General features: G+C 59.8%; 9 protein-coding genes and 7 pseudogenes. 3 read left to right on the top strand and 13 right to left on the bottom strand.

The window, feature by feature from the left end; genetic code table 11:
- Positions 1-140: 140 nt before the first annotated feature.
- Positions 141-365: a hypothetical protein gene (locus ACV22W_RS28225; RefSeq protein ID WP_448022759.1), complete on the top strand. Its 225-nt coding sequence runs from the start codon at positions 141-143 to the stop codon at positions 363-365.
- 15 nt (positions 366-380) lie between these two features.
- Here the strand turns inward: ACV22W_RS28225 and ACV22W_RS28220 are convergent, their stop codons facing one another.
- From ACV22W_RS28220 to dxs, 7 genes and pseudogenes are all read right to left on the bottom strand, one after another.
- Positions 381-638, bottom strand: coding sequence for a DUF6429 family protein (locus ACV22W_RS28220; RefSeq protein WP_448022758.1), 258 nt, complete (start codon positions 636-638; stop codon positions 381-383).
- A gap of 74 nt (positions 639-712) precedes the next feature.
- Positions 713-1,101 (bottom strand): annotated as a pseudogene (locus ACV22W_RS28215) (IS630 family transposase); the annotation flags it as partial.
- A gap of 29 nt (positions 1,102-1,130) precedes the next feature.
- A protein-coding gene (locus ACV22W_RS28210) for an IS3 family transposase (RefSeq protein ID WP_448022757.1) occupies positions 1,131-2,329 on the bottom strand; the annotation gives its coding sequence in 2 pieces (ribosomal slippage) (positions 1,131-2,029 and positions 2,029-2,329; 1,200 coding nt in all).
- Between the two features lie 53 nt (positions 2,330-2,382).
- Positions 2,383-2,952 (bottom strand): annotated as a pseudogene (locus ACV22W_RS28205) (IS110 family transposase); the annotation flags it as partial.
- A 386-nt stretch (positions 2,953-3,338) separates the two neighbouring features.
- Positions 3,339-4,859, bottom strand: a complete 1,521-nt coding sequence (locus tag ACV22W_RS28200; protein ID WP_448022756.1) for a lycopene cyclase family protein — start codon at positions 4,857-4,859, stop codon at positions 3,339-3,341.
- Between the two features lie 220 nt (positions 4,860-5,079).
- Positions 5,080-5,471 (bottom strand): annotated as a pseudogene (locus ACV22W_RS28195) (transposase); the annotation flags it as partial.
- Positions 5,472-5,567: 96 nt separating this feature from the next.
- Complete coding sequence (dxs, locus tag ACV22W_RS28190) at positions 5,568-7,532, bottom strand: 1-deoxy-D-xylulose-5-phosphate synthase (RefSeq protein WP_448022755.1); 1,965 nt, start codon at positions 7,530-7,532, stop codon at positions 5,568-5,570.
- 123 nt (positions 7,533-7,655) lie between these two features.
- On the opposite strand from dxs, the pseudogene ACV22W_RS28185 reads away from it, so the two are divergent.
- A pseudogene (locus tag ACV22W_RS28185) lies at positions 7,656-8,057 on the top strand (IS110 family transposase); the annotation flags it as partial.
- On the opposite strand, the pseudogene ACV22W_RS28180 reads toward ACV22W_RS28185, so the two are convergent.
- From ACV22W_RS28180 to ACV22W_RS28160, 5 genes and pseudogenes are all read right to left on the bottom strand, one after another.
- Positions 7,987-8,397, bottom strand: a pseudogene (locus tag ACV22W_RS28180) (integrase core domain-containing protein); the annotation flags it as partial. The pseudogenes ACV22W_RS28185 and ACV22W_RS28180 sit on opposite strands and share 71 nt — an antisense overlap.
- Before the next feature lie 130 nt (positions 8,398-8,527).
- Positions 8,528-9,031 carry an NUDIX hydrolase gene (locus tag ACV22W_RS28175; RefSeq protein ID WP_448022754.1) on the bottom strand — a complete coding sequence of 168 codons (504 nt, stop codon included), beginning with the start codon at positions 9,029-9,031 and terminating at the stop codon, positions 8,528-8,530.
- 457 nt (positions 9,032-9,488) lie between these two features.
- A complete protein-coding gene (locus ACV22W_RS28170) occupies positions 9,489-9,761 on the bottom strand; it encodes a hypothetical protein (protein WP_448022753.1) in 273 nt (90 codons plus the stop codon).
- A gap of 306 nt (positions 9,762-10,067) precedes the next feature.
- Positions 10,068-10,517, bottom strand: a pseudogene (locus tag ACV22W_RS28165) (transposase); the annotation flags it as partial.
- A gap of 238 nt (positions 10,518-10,755) precedes the next feature.
- Complete coding sequence (locus ACV22W_RS28160) at positions 10,756-10,944, bottom strand: group II intron maturase-specific domain-containing protein (protein ID WP_448022752.1); 189 nt, start codon at positions 10,942-10,944, stop codon at positions 10,756-10,758.
- Between the two features lie 673 nt (positions 10,945-11,617).
- Here ACV22W_RS28160 and ACV22W_RS28155 point away from each other — a divergent pair.
- On the top strand, positions 11,618-14,917 hold the full coding sequence (locus ACV22W_RS28155) for an autotransporter family protein (protein ID WP_448022785.1): 3,300 nt from the start codon (positions 11,618-11,620) through the stop codon (positions 14,915-14,917).
- A gap of 57 nt (positions 14,918-14,974) precedes the next feature.
- Here the strand turns inward: ACV22W_RS28155 and ACV22W_RS28150 are convergent.
- Positions 14,975-15,732 (bottom strand): annotated as a pseudogene (locus ACV22W_RS28150) (IS5 family transposase).
- Between the last annotated feature and the right edge of the window lie 63 nt (positions 15,733-15,795).

The raw sequence follows: 15,795 nt of genomic DNA, 5'->3' as shown, positions 1-15,795 counted from the left end.
ATCACCTCCCTTGTCCCGCCTTGACGGCGGGACTTTTTTTATCGTCCATGACAACAGGCGCATCAGATGCGACCGCCCCGCGATGCGTCGACGCTTGCGTCCGTCACGCCGCACTCGATTGCGCGTTCAAAGGAAGTGCAATGAACTGGATGAAATTGCTGTATGGCTTTCAGGAACCGGATTCGCCCGCGATTCCATACCAGGGCTCAAACCTGGATCCAGTCCGGATAGTGGTCCCAACGATACCCAAGCCGGTGCTCGTGACCCAGGATGGACGATATGTGATTGCGGTGGCGACCGCCAAGAATGAAACACATGCGGCGCAATTTTTCGTCGGGCAGCCTGACGGGCGATCGCGAACGTGAATCTAGTGTTGTGAGTTATAAATTCGTTTCATTATTGGTTTTGCTGCCAACGGCGACGACATGCTGCTTGAAGAGGCGTTCGGATTCAGGCAACCCCTCTTCAGTAAGGGTTACGGATTTTGCTTTGTTGACGGGGTCGCCGATGAGGCCGCGTTCATAAAGTCGGTTAAGCGCATCCCAATCGAAGCTCTTCCAGGCACGGTTATGGTCATGCAGGGTCAAGTAGAGGAGCGCGAGGACGGCGTCGTCGATGGCAGCAGTGTCGATGTCCATGCCGGTTATTCCGAGACTCTTTGAATCCGCGGGCAAAACCGTTCGAGGCTGGCAAGAATTTCATCGGCCGATTAGCTCCGGGCGAACGGCCGAGGATCCGCGTTATAGACATCGAGGTAATGCCGGATCGCCTCTTCAAGTTGCCGTGTCGAGCGATGCGTGCCACGTCGAATGTACTTCTCGGTGAGCGTAGCGAACCAGCGTTCGACCTGATTGAGCCACGACGCGGAAGTCGGCGTGAAGTGAACATGGAAGCGCGAATGACGAGCGAACCAGTTTTTAATCGAAGGCGTCTTGCGCGTACCGTAGTTGTCCATCACCAGATGCACGTCCATTTCGGCGGGCACGCTGGCGTCGATCGTGCGCAGGAACTGCAAGAATTCGCTGCTGCGATGGCGCGCCGATGCAATTCACTGATGACTTCGCCGGTGGCGATGTCCAGCGCAGCGAACAACGTGGTGGTGACCCTGCCTCGTTTTCACGTACAGCATCTTATGCGGCGATCAAGCCAGCCTCGTAGTCGACGGGGGTAAGGAAGTCGATCGAGGTATGCAGACGTTGCCGATTGTAATAGTCCTCGATCCAATCGACGATATCCAAGCGGGCGTGGGCACGCGTTTCGTAGTGAGTCTGGTAGATTCTTTCGACCTTCAGCGTCTTGAAGAAGCTCTCCATCGGGGCGTTATCCCAGGCGTTGGCGCGGCGGCTCATTGAAACGTTTATCTTGAACGTGGCGGTCAATTTCCGGTATGCGCGACTGGCGTATTGGGCTCCGCGATCGGCGTGCAGCAGCAATCCCGGTGGCGGTTTGCGTTGCCAGCACGCGCTGCGCAACGCCTGGCAGACCAGATCCGCGTTGATCCGCTCGGACATCGACCAGCCGACGATGCGCCGGCTCGCCAGATCGAGGATCGCCGCCAGATACAACCAGCCCTCGCTGATCCTGACGAAGGTGATGCCGCTTACCCAGGCTTGATTGGGCCGCCAGCCGTCGAAACGCCGATCCAACAGATTCGGCGCCACCGGCACGCGATGCGTCGAATCCGTCGTCACCCGATACGGGCGCTTGTAGACCGGACGCAGCCCCTGGCGTTGCAGGCTGCGACGCACACGTTCGGCGCTCACCGGCCGGCCCTGGGCACGCAACTGTCGCACGATACGAGGTTGGCCATAGCTGCCGCGGCTGGCACGATGAATGGCGGCGACCTCAGCGTCCAACATGGCATTGGCCAGTGCCCGCCGACTTGGCTCCCGACCGCGCCACTGGCAATAGCCGCTGCGCGACACACCCAGAACCCGGCAAAGACGACTTACGCTGTACTGGTCGCGATGTGCGTCGATCCAGGCGTACCTCACCGCGACCCCTTCGCGAAGTACGCCGTCGCCTTTCGAAGAATTCCGATATCCAGCTTTGCACTGGCCAGTTCCTTACGCAGACGACTGTTCTCGGCCTCCAGGTCGCTCACCGGACGACGACTTGAGCTCGGTACACTCGATGCCGGCTCCGCTGCGGTCTGCGCACTGCCATCGCGCTGATCACGGCACCAGTTCCCCAGCGTCGCCCCCGGCACGCCCAGCCTGCGAGCGGCTTCATGCTGACCGACGCTCTCAGCGAGCCGCACCGCCTCAACCTTGAATTCCTTCGTGTACTGCCGTCTCGGTACCACGTTCTCTGCCATGTTCTTCTCCATACAGGCAAAAAGTTATCAAACTTCTTGCTGTACGTGGAATCGAGGCAGGGTCACTCTTCAAATGCCAGTTGTTGCCACGCGTTAGCGAACGAATAGCCGCTGAGCCAGCGTCGATGCGATTCGCTCCAGTCCGCACGGCCTGTATAACCTACGCCACGTGCGAGCAGAAACGACTTCAGGCGCTGCCTGGCCTGCCGCAAATCTTCCTTGGCCACGGCCAATGCCCGGGCCAAATCCCGAAAGGCTTCGTCTTCGACATCTGGCACGTACATGGCCGGCAGGTCGCCCGCGCGAAGAGAACGCACGAGCTTCGCGGCGTCGCGTCGGTCCGTCTTGACTCGCTCGCCTGGCTTCCTGGGAGTCAGCGAGGGCGCACAGACCATGCTCTCGAACCCGCGCTGCGCCAGTTGTCGATATAGCCCGTAGCCGCACGGACCAGCCTCATAAACCACGCGCACGTGCGAAGCCTTTGATTGCAGCCGCTTACACAGCCGATCGATCTCCGTTTGGGTTGTGCCGATCTTGCCAAGCGATTCGACCTCGCCTGCGTCGATCGCATACGCGACCGTAATCGATTCTTCATGCACATCCAACCCAACGTACACCGTGCTATCGTCCTTCATGCTGGCCTCCGTGGTGGAAATCGCCGGGCGTGGCCCTGTTCACATCGTGCGGCTCTGGCAGCGATGCTAACCCGCGTTGCTTCCCCACGCCAGGCCAGCCCCCCCCCGCCTCACGGAAAGTCATACTGCCTTAAAAATCTCGGAAAACTGTCCGAATGAGCGAGACTACCCCTGCCCCCGACAGCTTGACATTTAACACGCCTACTCAGGTTACCTCAGGTCGGAGTCCAACCTTTGGGGTCCAGTTCACAAATAGGTGAACACCTATGCTCCTCGCTCAGCGCGCCATTGGGCAAACGCCGATAGCGGATCGCTTACCATCAATCCTACCGCGGGAAGCACGTGCTCTATGCCGACGCATGGTCGCGTTGCTCCGCTCTCGGCACTCAAGACTCTTTGAATACGTCGAATCCTCGCTCGATGGTGCGACCAAACGATCGCGATACCTCTTCGCGGGCAAATTGCGTTAGGGCTCTGCAGATATCAATAGCAATGCCGACGCGCTCGCGCCTCGGCATCGAACGCCAGAGTGCCGGAAGCGGCAGGTCGCCCTTTGCTGCCGCAGCGAACCGCAGCAAGTCACGCGGTTCCGCGCGCAACGTGAATATCCGCTCGCAGATAACTGGATCGATCTTGCGAAACGAACCGATAAACTGATCGAGCTGCTCGGCGGTTCCGTAAGATAGGAATCGCGTGACTATCGAGTTCATCAGGAATTCCGCGCGCTTTACATGTCCCCTCGACAGCCGACGCAGCGATTTGCGATCGAGGCGGTTTTCGCGTAAGAGTGCATCGACGCGATCCGAATAGGGGGCGAAATTCTTGAGTATGAAACTCGTGCCCCAACCGCACGGTGTCGTCCACAAGCCCGCATCGCCAATGAAATCCACTCGATCCTGTGCGAAGCTCTGATGCACGCGTCCCGATGGATAGTGGCCAAATTTGAATTCCTTGATCTCCGCGTGCGCGAATCCGCGCGTCGCCTCTTCCTGCTTTAGGATACGCAGGAACTCGGCCTTCGCGAGCTCCATCGACATCTTGTGGGGACGAAGATACAGAATCAGCGGAAAGCTTGTGTTGCGATCGAGGACCTCGTACTCGAAGATCGGTCTACCGCGACGCACTGGCGTTTCAGGATCTGCGTTCGTGCTTGCGAATGTCTGCCACAGCATGTAATCGCCGACGACGAGTGGGTGCCCGGGCGTCGCGTGATCAACGATGTCGCCGTCGGGATGCCAACAAATCGCACCAAATACCGACCACCAGTACACATCTGACTGTCCATCGGCATATGCCTTGCGGATGTCGGAATCATGACCGCTCGCATCCAGAAGCAGCTTCGCTCGATAGACAGTCGGAGTTGGCATATCCAATTCGCGGTCGATGAACCGGACTTCGACGTGATCGGGTCGCACCGCATGATCCTGGTACAACAAGCCGCCACGGATCGACGACGTGTTCGAGTCGAGAATCGACTGCTCCCAGTGCCCGATCAGTTTGTATTCGTCAAGATATGGATAGCGATCAATTGACGGGACCTCCGGAAATAGCTTGCTTTCCCAGCATAGGTCGAATGCGTCGGGATTGTGAGCTTGCGGCCCGCTGTACGTTTTTGCGAGAAAGCGGGTTACTCCGTGGGATCTTCTGCAGTGCACAAGTTCCGGATTATCGTACAGGCAGTCGTGCGGACAAAACCACGTCCGATGAACCCTTGCCGCATCAGCGGTGCCGGAACGATCTGCCATTGCCTGCAAACGTGCGTTGCCTCGCACTGGCGTCGCTTTCGCGTCGATGACGGTTACCCGGTGATGGCGTGCCAGCTGCGACGCGACCGATAAGCCGGCTGGGCCGGCGCCAACGACGATCACGTCGCAATCGAGTGCCGTAGTGTCGGTCGATGTCGTCATGGCTGTCCGTGAAGCATTCGGCGACGGCCTTGTTTTAGTGTTGCTTGGTTCGCTGATCTGAGAGGTATGTGGCATTTTCATATTCTCCATGGGGTTCTTTGCGAACGGACATTCGAAGGAGGCGGGAACCAGCTAATAACCGCAGGAGCAGGTGTATCAAATTTCGATTGCGTTTGACACGGACAGCTATCCGACATTCACGACACAAACAATTTTATTGCTGATACGCGTACAGGCAGGACCTCGGCATATCCAATGCAGCACAGACCAACGCGACAGATTCGTCTTCGCAAATCTGGTCGATTACTTCGTACGTTCGATCCCCTCCGACATCAAGAGCGCGGTAACTGTCTTAAATATGGCCTTCTCACGCTCGAGGCGTTCGATGCGTGCCGCGAGTTCCTTGATGCGTTGTTGAGCCGGCGTGGTTTCCTTGACCTGCGGCGTGACATCCTGACGTTCCTTTTGAAGCAGATGCACCCAGCGGCGCAGCACCGTCACGCCGACGCCGACCGAGCAGCTCGCCTCCATATGGCTATAGCCCTGGTCGAGCAGCAGACTCAGGGCTTGCTGTTTGAACTCTGGGGAAAACGTACGTCGTTGCTTGGTCATCAGACACCTCTTCATGGCGAGCACTCTCGCCTAAATCAGTGTCCGGATTCATTAGATCGCTACGATTTCCTTTAACGTTGAGCGCCTACCGATAGCTCACGAACGTTGAGCACACTTGGCGGTAAACAATGGTGCCTTGAATGATGGAAATGCAAAGGACGGATTGCCGGCGTCTGGTAACCCATCACACTCTGCAACAAAGCGCTCCACGGCCGCCTGAATGCCTGGTGCGTCGAGTCCGTGCTGGCTCAGTAGTTCGGTAGGCTCGCCATGTTCGATGAACTGATCCGGCAACGCGAGCCGCAGCACCGGACGGTACAACCGAAGGTCTGCGAGGGCCTCGACACAGGCGGCGCCGGCACCTCCGGGCAGGCAACCTTCCTCTACTGTGACCAGCACGTCGTGCGTGTACGCCACGTCGCGCAACCTCGCGATATCCAATGGCTTCACGAAGCGCATGTCGACAACCGTAGCGTCGAGTGCATCCGCCGCGACAATGCACGGTGCAACCATCGTGCCGAACGCGAGAAACGCGATTCTTCGGCTGGCTGTCACCCCACTCGACCGCCGCATCGACGAGACGCCGATCGGCAGTGCCGTCAACTCGGCCTCGATTGTTTCGCCAGGGCCGATGCCGCGTGGATAACGAACCGCACATGGCCCCGCTTGATGCAGCGCAGTGTGCAGCATCTGGCGACACTCGTTCTCGTTCGACGGCGCCATCACGATAAGATTCGGCACGCAGCGCAGGTACGCGAGATCGAACGCCCCCATATGCGTCGCTCCATCCGCCCCCACAATGCCGGCCCGATCTATAGCAAACGTGACGGGGAGGTTCTGCAACGCGACGTCATGAATTAGCTGATCGTAGCCGCGCTGAAGAAAGGTAGAGTAGATCGCAACGACGGGGCGCATACCCTCCACGGCGAGGCCGGCCGCAAATGTCACTGCATGCTGCTCGGCGATCGCGACGTCGAAATAGCGTTCCGGGAAGCGGAGTTGGAAATCGACGAGCCCGGATCCTTCACGCATCGCGGGCGTGATTGCCACGACTCGCTCGTCTCGCGCGGCCTCGTCACACAGCCAGTCGGAGAACACTTGCGTATAGGTCGGACGGCTGGGCTTGCCCGCGACAAGCCCGACCGTTGGATCGAAACGACCGGGGCCGTGATACCGGATCGGATCGGCTTCGGCGCGCGCGTAGCCACAGCCCTTCCGCGTAACGACGTGCAGCAGATGCGGGCCAGGCAGCTGCTTGAGACTCTCGAGCGCATCGATCAGTGCACCGACGTCGTGACCGTCGATCGGGCCAGCATAGTTCAGGCCGAATTCCTCGAACAGAGTGATCGGCGTGATTACCCTCTTGAGGTGTGCATCCGTCATATGCATCGGCGGAGTGATGCGTTGCGCTTCCTGCAAATGCGTCTTCGTGTGTGCACGGGCTTGGCTGTCTGTCAGTCGGCCGAGCGCATGCCGCAGCGCGCCCACCGGTGGCGAGATCGACATGGCGTTGTCGTTGAGGAGCACGGTTAGTGGTAACTCGTCGCCGACACCGACGTTGTTGAGTGCTTCGAATGCCATCCCGGCAGACAGCGCACCATCGCCAATCACAGCGACGCAATGGCGCGTCTCGCGTTTCAAGCGTGCAGCATGCGCCATACCGAGCGCGGCCGAAATCGACGTGCTCGAGTGCGCGGTACCAAACGCATCGAACTCTGATTCCGTACGGCACGGAAATCCCGAGATGCCGCCGCGTTGCCGGATACCCGCCATCGCATCACGTCGGCCAGTCAAGACTTTGTGCGGATACGACTGATGACCGACGTCCCACACGATCCGATCGTGCGGTGTGTTGTACACGTAATGCAGCGCGATCGCCACCTCGACGCTACCGAGATTCGATGCCAGATGCCCGCCAGTCTTCGACACACTTTCGAGCACGAATGCGCGCAGTTCGTCGGCGAGCAGTGGCAGCGCATGTGCAGGTAGGTGCCGGAGATCGTCGGGGAATCGGATGTCTTGCAGGATGGTAGTCACGATGTCCCCCTTACGCACTTGCATTCATCACAATCGCGATTGCTATCGCGTTCACGAGTGAAGTGAGTTTCATAAAAAAATGAAACTGTAGTCACCCCCGCTACTATCTTCACGTCCCGATAATCGGGGCCTTGGCCAGCCAGGCCCGAACTCAACACTCACGGTCGATTGCTGTTCGTCGTCGATCAACCCTCCACCATCGGTGCGCTGCCGGCAGTCGTCGCCCGCGCCGAAGGCGTACTCATCGCCTATCTGCCGGGACTGGCCATGCGCCGCATCGTTGATCTGCACGCCTGCGAAGCCAAGACCGATGCCCGAGACGCCGCGATCATTGCCGAAGCCGCTCGCTCGATGCCACATACGCTACGCTCGCTTCGATTGGCCGACGAGCAGCTCGCCGAACTCACCGTGCTGCGCGGCTTCGACAATGATCTCGCCGCTCAGGTCACTCAAACCAGCAACCGCATCCGCTGCCTGCTCACCCAAATCCATCCGGGGGCGCTCGATCTGCTTGAGCGCCACCCGTCACCCGCCGAACTTGCCACGATGAACCGCGCCGGCAATCGTGGTGGCTGTGGTTGGTATAAGTTAATGCAGGCGCGTCAGCGGCATTTCTGAGTTGCCAGTAGTAGTTTGCCTTAGCTTCAGCGGGCGGGATATAGCCGATAGGTTCCATCAGGCTATGATGGTTGTACCGATCCACCCATTTCAGCGTTGCCAATTCGACGGATTCACTCGTTTTCCACGGGGCGCGTCGATGAATCAGTTCCGCCTTGTACAGACCGTTGATCGTTTCAGCCAGCGCGTTATCGTCGCTGTCCCCACGGCTTCCGACGGACGGCTCGATACCCGCATCGGCCAGGCGTTCGCTGGGTCGAATGCCGACGTATTAGGCGAATTCAACGACAATATCTCTACTCGAGGAAGTGTTGCACGGGCCGAAGCGTAAAGCGGGTGTATCAGTTGACAGGTCGAGGAGCAGTGCCCTCGCCGGGCGCACCATCGCTTCGGCCGCTCCGTCAGTGCCCGCCGTCCTCGATACACTGCGTGCTCCGGATTACGCGCCTGATGTCGATGCACGTAACTAGCTCGACCTGATCGAGTGACGCTATTTCGAACCACGCGGCGTCGAGCGCGTCGTCGCCGGCGACTGGCTCGCCCATCAGCCACCGGCAGTACATGATCAGCACGATGTAATGGCGCAACAATTGCCCATCGGTCGAAAACTCCAGCACATTGGCCACATCGAGGACCTGTCCGACACGCGCGTCGATCCCCGTCTCTTCCCGCAACTCGCGCACCAGAGCGCGGTCGATCGTTTCGCCGAATTCGATTTTCCCGCCCGGGAAGCACCAACGCCCCGCGTCGGGCGGGTGCGCGCGCCTGACCAGCAGCACGCGATTCGCGTGCAGCAGGACGCCAACGGTCGCGACGACGGGTCTTGCCGACACCGTCGGTGACGGCATTGCCGTGGCGCCCACAGGCACTACCCTCGCATCGTCAACTTGGAACGCGCTTTGCATGGGGGACGCAATGAATGGGGCGATCACTAGATTCAACAACAAAGCGAATAAAAATACAAAATTTTGTCACTAATTGTTTATCAAATAGAAACAATGCTGCCTATATTTGTTTTTTTCGATTTTCTGGTCAATGCTCATCGGCAATTGAATGCGTTGCCCGTTCCGGACACGTCGCGCAGCCTCGCCTGCACGCCGTGGACCGAGGCCGCGTTCGATTTTGAGAAACTGGAACTTGACACGATATGCTGCGTACAACGTGGCTTTCCTGGTTGAATGTCAAATTGTGTCAGCAATTCTAAGCGTTCCCCCGTTTCCGGTTTTTGCCAGGGGCGGCCCACCTTGCAACCCGTCCCATCCGTCAAAACGCGAAAATCCTGCTCAAACGCGCGACGTTCATATAGCAGATAATTGCAACTACAGCTCGTGATAACTTCGATCGACTACCTCATGTTTGTCGTCATACTTTCTCGCGTTCATGCATTGCAGCGAAGAAATTTCCTTGAAATCCTGCACTGTGCTTCCTATTGTTTACCTCGGAGAGATAAAGCCACACTCCGAATTCTCCACTTGCTTGAATCAAACGCCGGACGGCTCCCGGGAAGATTGCGTTCGCGCCGCTTCGACGGAATGCAGATGGGGACTGGCGCGGACGCAGGTTATTGATGCCCCGCTTGCCGAGTGCTTCACGTTCGAATGGCAAGGCAGTCGCAGTTGCGCAGGTGTAGCTCACGCTAAATAATCGATGTCTTGAAGTGTTCGCAATAATTGGTGATGGCTGTCAAACGGACTGCGCGATAGCTTGCAGGAATACTCTTATCCCGATCGAAGACCACTTGTCATGGGATCCCGCGGCGATTCGTGTAGTTAAACCGAAAGGTGCTGAAAGTTAAATTGTTGTCGAATTAGGGAAACGCTGATTAATAGGCCAACGCGCGGGCTTGTCGGTGGTGCTGACGCGTAAATTCCGAATACCGAAGTGACGCGCAGCCAATTCGTGGAAGTTTGATCCGGGGAAGTGCCTCATTTCCTGCATTGTTCATACACGTGACGGACTACTCCCATGAACCGACCGCAACCGGTTTCGCGCGATCACCAGATTCGCCAAAGCGAACAGGCTGAACAGTTGCGCCGTGTTCTTTACCAGCCCCTTGTAGCGCACCTTGCGATGACGGAACAGGTTCTTGACGACATGAAACGGATGCTCGACCCGCGCGCGGATTTGCGCCTTGGTTCGCTCGAGCGCGATCATCAGATCCTTCTGCGCACCGTCCTGCATCGCCTTGATCTTTTCTCGCTTGGCCGCCACACGCCACTTCGCCGACTTGCTTTTCATCTCATCGCGCTGGTCTATGCCGATGTAGCCCGCGTCGCCGAACGCTTCTTGCTCGCGGCCGTGCAACAGCGCGTGGGCTTGCGAAACATCCGACACGTTGGCAGACGTGCCGACCACGCTGTGAACCAGCCCCGAATCGGCATCGACGCCAATGTCGGGTAGCGGTGACGCATTACTGCGTCACCGCCCCCTAAGAACCGGACGTGCGAGTGTCGCCCCGCATCCGGCTCAAGCCATTCACCAGCATCAGCGTGGGTACCGGGCAATCAATCGTCAGTCGCGGCTCGACGATGGGTAAAGTAGGACGACCACGTAGGGTCAAACGGATTGGCCTGGCCACGTACCTTCACGTGACGGACAATCGGAACCGTCGCGGCCCGAAACAGCCGGGTTACTCCGTGGGTTTGGGACTGGGCAGTAAACGCCCAGGTACGGTTCCCCCTACGCGGAAGTATTTATTTTTCGCCCAGCCCGCGCCTTTCGTGGGGTGCCGACGCATCGCCCATTTCCACAAGAGGCGCCAGATGTGCGCATCTACCGACGTAAAAGGAGATTTTGAGACCAAATGACGATGATACATGGCCTACCCCCGAATCACTGTGTTGAACTGTACGATCAGATTCCGCTGTGTGGCGCTCTTGTGCTGCCTCACGATTTCCCTAACCTTTTCCAGAAGTGCCTTCACACTTTTGTTGGCCGGTTTGATGAGCAGCTTACCCGCGTACTTGCGGACGTTCTGCCCGAGGAAATCGAACCCATCGGCAATGTGGGTGACTCTGGTTTTCTCTTCCGAGCATCGGAATGTGTTGAAGAATGAAGTCGTGACTAAAATTATCTAAACAGTCACGAATATCTCCCTCCAGAACCCACTCCAGCGACTTACGCTTGGCTAGGGTCTTTTACATTCGATGAAATGTGTTTACATCTTGTTTTTTGCACGGCATTAATGGAATGGACGCCCATTTCGATTGCGAGTCGGCTCATGTATATGAGCCGTTGACAGCGCAACCATCTGTTTCGGCTGCGTAGGTCGCAATATCGACTGATGTGTCGGGCACGTCGAACTCATATCGTCCGCGCAATATTACGATTGCGACCCTTTATATGTGATTCTTCAGAATTACAAATTCATTCTTGTGATTGTTTCGAAATATGCTATAACCCGTTCCACGCACCGGTTTGCAGCAATAACGTCACCAATAAATGCGAGCGGAACGATGAAAAGAAAAACGCGGAACCTGGGTCTGGGTGGAATGGCGATCCTGACCGGCGCGATGCCGGTGGGCGCTTGTGCGGCATGCTCGGCTACCGCGCCGGGCAGCGGCGCGACGGTCACGTGTACCGGTGCGAATGCGCCGTCGGTCGTGGCTGCGACCGGCAGCACCAACGTGACGATCAACCTCGATTCGACCGTCACGGGCAGCTATGTGCTGACGTCCACGCCGGCCCCGTTTTCCGTAGACACGTCGAGCACGATCACCAACAACGGCAACCTGTCGATGTCCGGCAACGGCACGGGCGTTGCGAACCGTGGCGCGGTGCTGCTCGGCGTGAACAACGGCAACACGCTCACCAATGCGGCGACCGGCGTGATTTCGACATCTGGCACGTACAACGACGGGATGGCCGCGAACGGCAACAACAACACGCTCGTCAACAACGGCACGATCACGACCACCGGCAACAACGCGTACGGGATGACGGCCGCGTGGGGGCAAAGTAATCCCGGCGCATCGGGCAACCAGATCGTCAACACGGGCAACGTGACGACATTCGGCAACAACGCGCGCGCCGCGTCGCTGCTCGGCGGCAACGGCACGATCGCCAACAGCGGCACGCTGACGTCGAACGGCCGCGATGCGCCGGCGGTCTACATGCAGGGCAACAACGACACGCTGGTCAACAGCGGTACGATCCAGACCACCGGCACCGCGACGAGCGGCGGCAGCGTCGACGCGGTCGTGTCGAACACGCTCGGCAGCTCGTTTACCGCGACGATCACGAATCAGGCCGGCGGCCGGATCATCAGCAACAACGGCATCGGCGTGCGTTCGACCAACGGCGCGACGACGATCAGCAACGCGGGGCTGATCCAGGGCGGCGGCGGCACCGCGATCCAGGGCGGCGCCGGCAACGTGACGCTGATCCTGCAGACGGGCTCGCAGATCGTCGGCGCGGCCAACGGCGGCGGCGGCACCAACACCGTGACGCTGCAAGGCACGGGCACCGCGTCGAATCCGTTTACGAACTTCCAGAGCCTGACGATGGCCGGCACGAACTGGACGTGGGCCGGCACCGGCACGTTCTCGACGGTGCTCGTGCAGAGCGGCACGTTGAATCTCACGGGCACGCTCGGAACGACGACGGCATCGGTCGTCGCGACCGTGAATGCGGGTGCGACGCTGCAGGCGAATGCGTCGAACTTGCCGTTGTCGGTCACGGACAATGGGCTCGTGCGTTTTCAGCAGGATGGTGCCGGTACGTACACGGGCACGATCGGCGGCTCGGGCGCGGTGGAGAAAGCCGGCGCGGGCACGTTGACGGTCGCGCCCTCTTCGGCGGGCGGCAACACGTATTCGGGTGGCACGACGATCACGCAGGGCACGCTGTCGGTCGCGGCCGACAATGCGCTCGGCGCATCGTCAGGAAGCCTGACGTTCACCGGCGGCACGCTGCAGCTCGGCAGCGCGTTCAATCTTGCGTCGGGCCGTGCGGTGTCGATCACGTCGAACAACGGCACGATCGATACGCAGGGTTTCAACTCGACGTTGACGCAGGGCATCGCCGGAGCGGGTTCGCTGACGAAGCTCGGCAGCGGCACGCTGACGATGAACGGGGCGAACAGCTACGCGGGCGGCACGAACGTCAATGCGGGCACCGTGATCGTCGGTGACGCGACGAGCGCATCGGCGGCACTGGGCGGCGGCGGACCGGTGGCCGTGGCATCGGGCGCGACGCTCGGCGGCTATGGCAGCGTGACCGGCAACGTGACGAACAACGGCACGCTGTCGGTCGCGAACGCGCTGGCGAGCCTCGCGAGCGGCGCGACCGGCAATTTCCGGATCAACGGCAAGCTGACCAACGCGGGGCTCGTGCAGCTCGGCGGCAGCGGCGTGGGCAACACGCTGACGGTCGCGGGCAACTACGTCGGCCAGAACGCGACGATTGCATTGAACACGACGCTCGCCGGCGACGGCGCGACATCGGACAAGCTGGTCGTCAGCGGCGGCACGGCGAGCGGCGCAAGCACGCTGACGGTGACGAACGTCGGCGGCGCGGGCGCACAGACGACGGGCGACGGCATCCAGGTCGTGCAGGCGAACAACGGCGCGACATCGAGTGCGGGTGCATTCACGCTGTCGGGCGGCACGGTGAGCGCCGGTGCGTACTCATACTTCCTCGCGAAGGGCGGCGCGTCGGCCGGCAGCGGCGACAGCTGGTACCTGCGCAACACGGTGCCGCCGAAGCCGGAACCGCCCGTTGTTCAGCCCGGCCAGCCGACGCCGCCGCCCGCGACGACGGTCACGCCGGCCGCAGGCACGCCCGAATCGATCGTCGAAGCCGTCGCCGATGCCGGCCCCGGCGGCAGCCCGGAGCCGATCTACCGCCCCGAAGTGCCGTTGTACGCGGAAGCGCCGGCCGTCGCGCGCCAGCTCGGGTTGCTGCAGATCGATACGTTCCATGACCGGCAGGGTGAACAGGGGCTGCTGCGCGAGAACGGTCCGATGCCCGCGTCGTGGGCGCGCGTGTGGGGCGGCAACAGCAACATCAAGCAGAAGGGTGATGCGACGCCGTCGTTCGACGGCACGGTGTGGGGGATGCAGGTCGGGCAGGACCTTTACGCCGATACGACCGCGAGCGGCCATCGCAATCACTACGGCTTCTTCCTCGGCTTCTCGCGTGCGGTCGGCGACGTGAGCGGCTTCGCGCTCGCGCAGCCGGACCTGGGCGTCGGCTCGCTGCAGGTCAATGCGTACGACCTCGGCGGCTACTGGACGCATATCGGCCAGGGTGGCTGGTACACGGACGCCGTGCTGATGGGCAGCGCGCTGACCGTGCGCACGCATTCGAACGACAACGTGAACGGTTCGACGAACGGCAACGCGTTCACGGGTTCCGTCGAAGCCGGGCTGCCGATCGCGCTCGGCGGCGGATTGACGCTCGAACCGCAGGCGCAGCTCGTGTGGCAATGGCTGTCGCTTGACCGTTTCAACGATGGCGTGTCGAGCATTTCATGGAACAACGGCAACACGTTCCTCGGCCGGATCGGCGCGCGGCTACAATGGGCGTTCGATGCGAACGGCATGAACTGGACGCCTTATCTGCGCGTGAACGTGCTGCGCTCGTTCGGCGCGGACGACAAGACGACGTTCGGCGGCTCGACGACGATCGGCACGCAGGTCGGACAGACGGCCGGGCAGATCGGCGCGGGGCTGGTCGCGCAGTTGACGAAGCGTGGCAGCGTGTACGCGACGGTAAGCTATCTGACGAATCTCGGTGGCGAACACCTGCGTACGATTACCGGGAATGCAGGCGTGCGGTGGGCGTGGTGATGCAGGCGGAACCTGATTTGTTAGGGTTGCAAACAAGCTGATAGTTGTTAGGTTCTTTTACATTCTCACCTTCGGTCCAAAGGCGCAGGCAAGCACCGCGAAGGCTAGATAGTCGCCGGCGAGCTTGTCGTAACGAGTGGAGACGCGACGAAAATGTTTGATGCGATTGAAAAAGCGTTCGACGATGTTCCGAGTTCGATACAGCACAAGGCTATAGCGACGCTTGGTCTTTCGATTCGAGCGCGGCGGAATAGCTGCCTTCGCACGCGCGGCGCGGATGGTATTCACGAAGGCATCCGAGTCATAGCCTTTGTCGGCAATCACGGCACCCAAGCGCAGATGCTCGACCAATTCGTGCGCACAGGAAATGTCTGAAACCTGTCCTTCGGTGGCGATCATTCGCAGAGGGCGCCCGGCTTCATCGACAGCCAGATGCAGCTTGGTCGTCAGTCCACCGTGCGAACGCCCGAGCGCTTGCGGGCCGTTTTTTTTCGAGCACCGGCCGAATGCTGGTGGGCTCGCACGATGGTCGAGTCGATCAGCACGCGTTTGATCTCCGTCTCGTCGGACACCGCATACGCCACGCGTTCCCTCACACCTTTGCGACGCCATCGCGAGAAGCGCATGTACACCGTATGCCAACGGCCGAATTCGTTCGGTAAATCGCGCCACGGGCAGCCCGTTCGGCCGATCCAGAGAACGGCTTCGACAAACCAGCGATTGTCGGCCGCCGTTCGACCCGGATCGCCTTCCTTGCCCGGTAGTACAGACTCGATTCGTGCCCATACGTTGTCGCTCAATAACGTTTGAATCACCTTGACCTGCTCGCGCAAAAGACAAGATGTAAACACATTTCATCGAATGTAAACAGCCCCTAG

This window comes from Burkholderia sp. AW49-1 (assembly GCF_053427845.1).
The sequence above is the reverse complement of the archived record's forward strand: the minus strand, read 5'-3'. Positions and strand labels throughout refer to the sequence as shown.

Bases quoted from the DNA above. Each gene is read 5' to 3' on its own strand.
- ACV22W_RS28225 (WP_448022759.1), top strand. From the start codon at position 141: ATGAACTGGATGAAATTGCTGTATGGCTTTCAGGAACCGGATTCGCCC.
- ACV22W_RS28220 (WP_448022758.1), bottom strand. From the start codon at position 638: ATGGACATCGACACTGCTGCCATCGACGACGCCGTCCTCGCGCTCCTC.
- ACV22W_RS28200 (WP_448022756.1), bottom strand. From the start codon at position 4,859: ATGACGACATCGACCGACACTACGGCACTCGATTGCGACGTGATCGTC.
- dxs (WP_448022755.1), bottom strand. From the start codon at position 7,532: ATGCAAGTGCGTAAGGGGGACATCGTGACTACCATCCTGCAAGACATC.
- ACV22W_RS28175 (WP_448022754.1), bottom strand. From the start codon at position 9,031: ATGCAAAGCGCGTTCCAAGTTGACGATGCGAGGGTAGTGCCTGTGGGC.
- ACV22W_RS28160 (WP_448022752.1), bottom strand. From the start codon at position 10,944: ATGTATCATCGTCATTTGGTCTCAAAATCTCCTTTTACGTCGGTAGAT.
- ACV22W_RS28155 (WP_448022785.1), top strand. From the start codon at position 11,618: ATGGCGATCCTGACCGGCGCGATGCCGGTGGGCGCTTGTGCGGCATGC.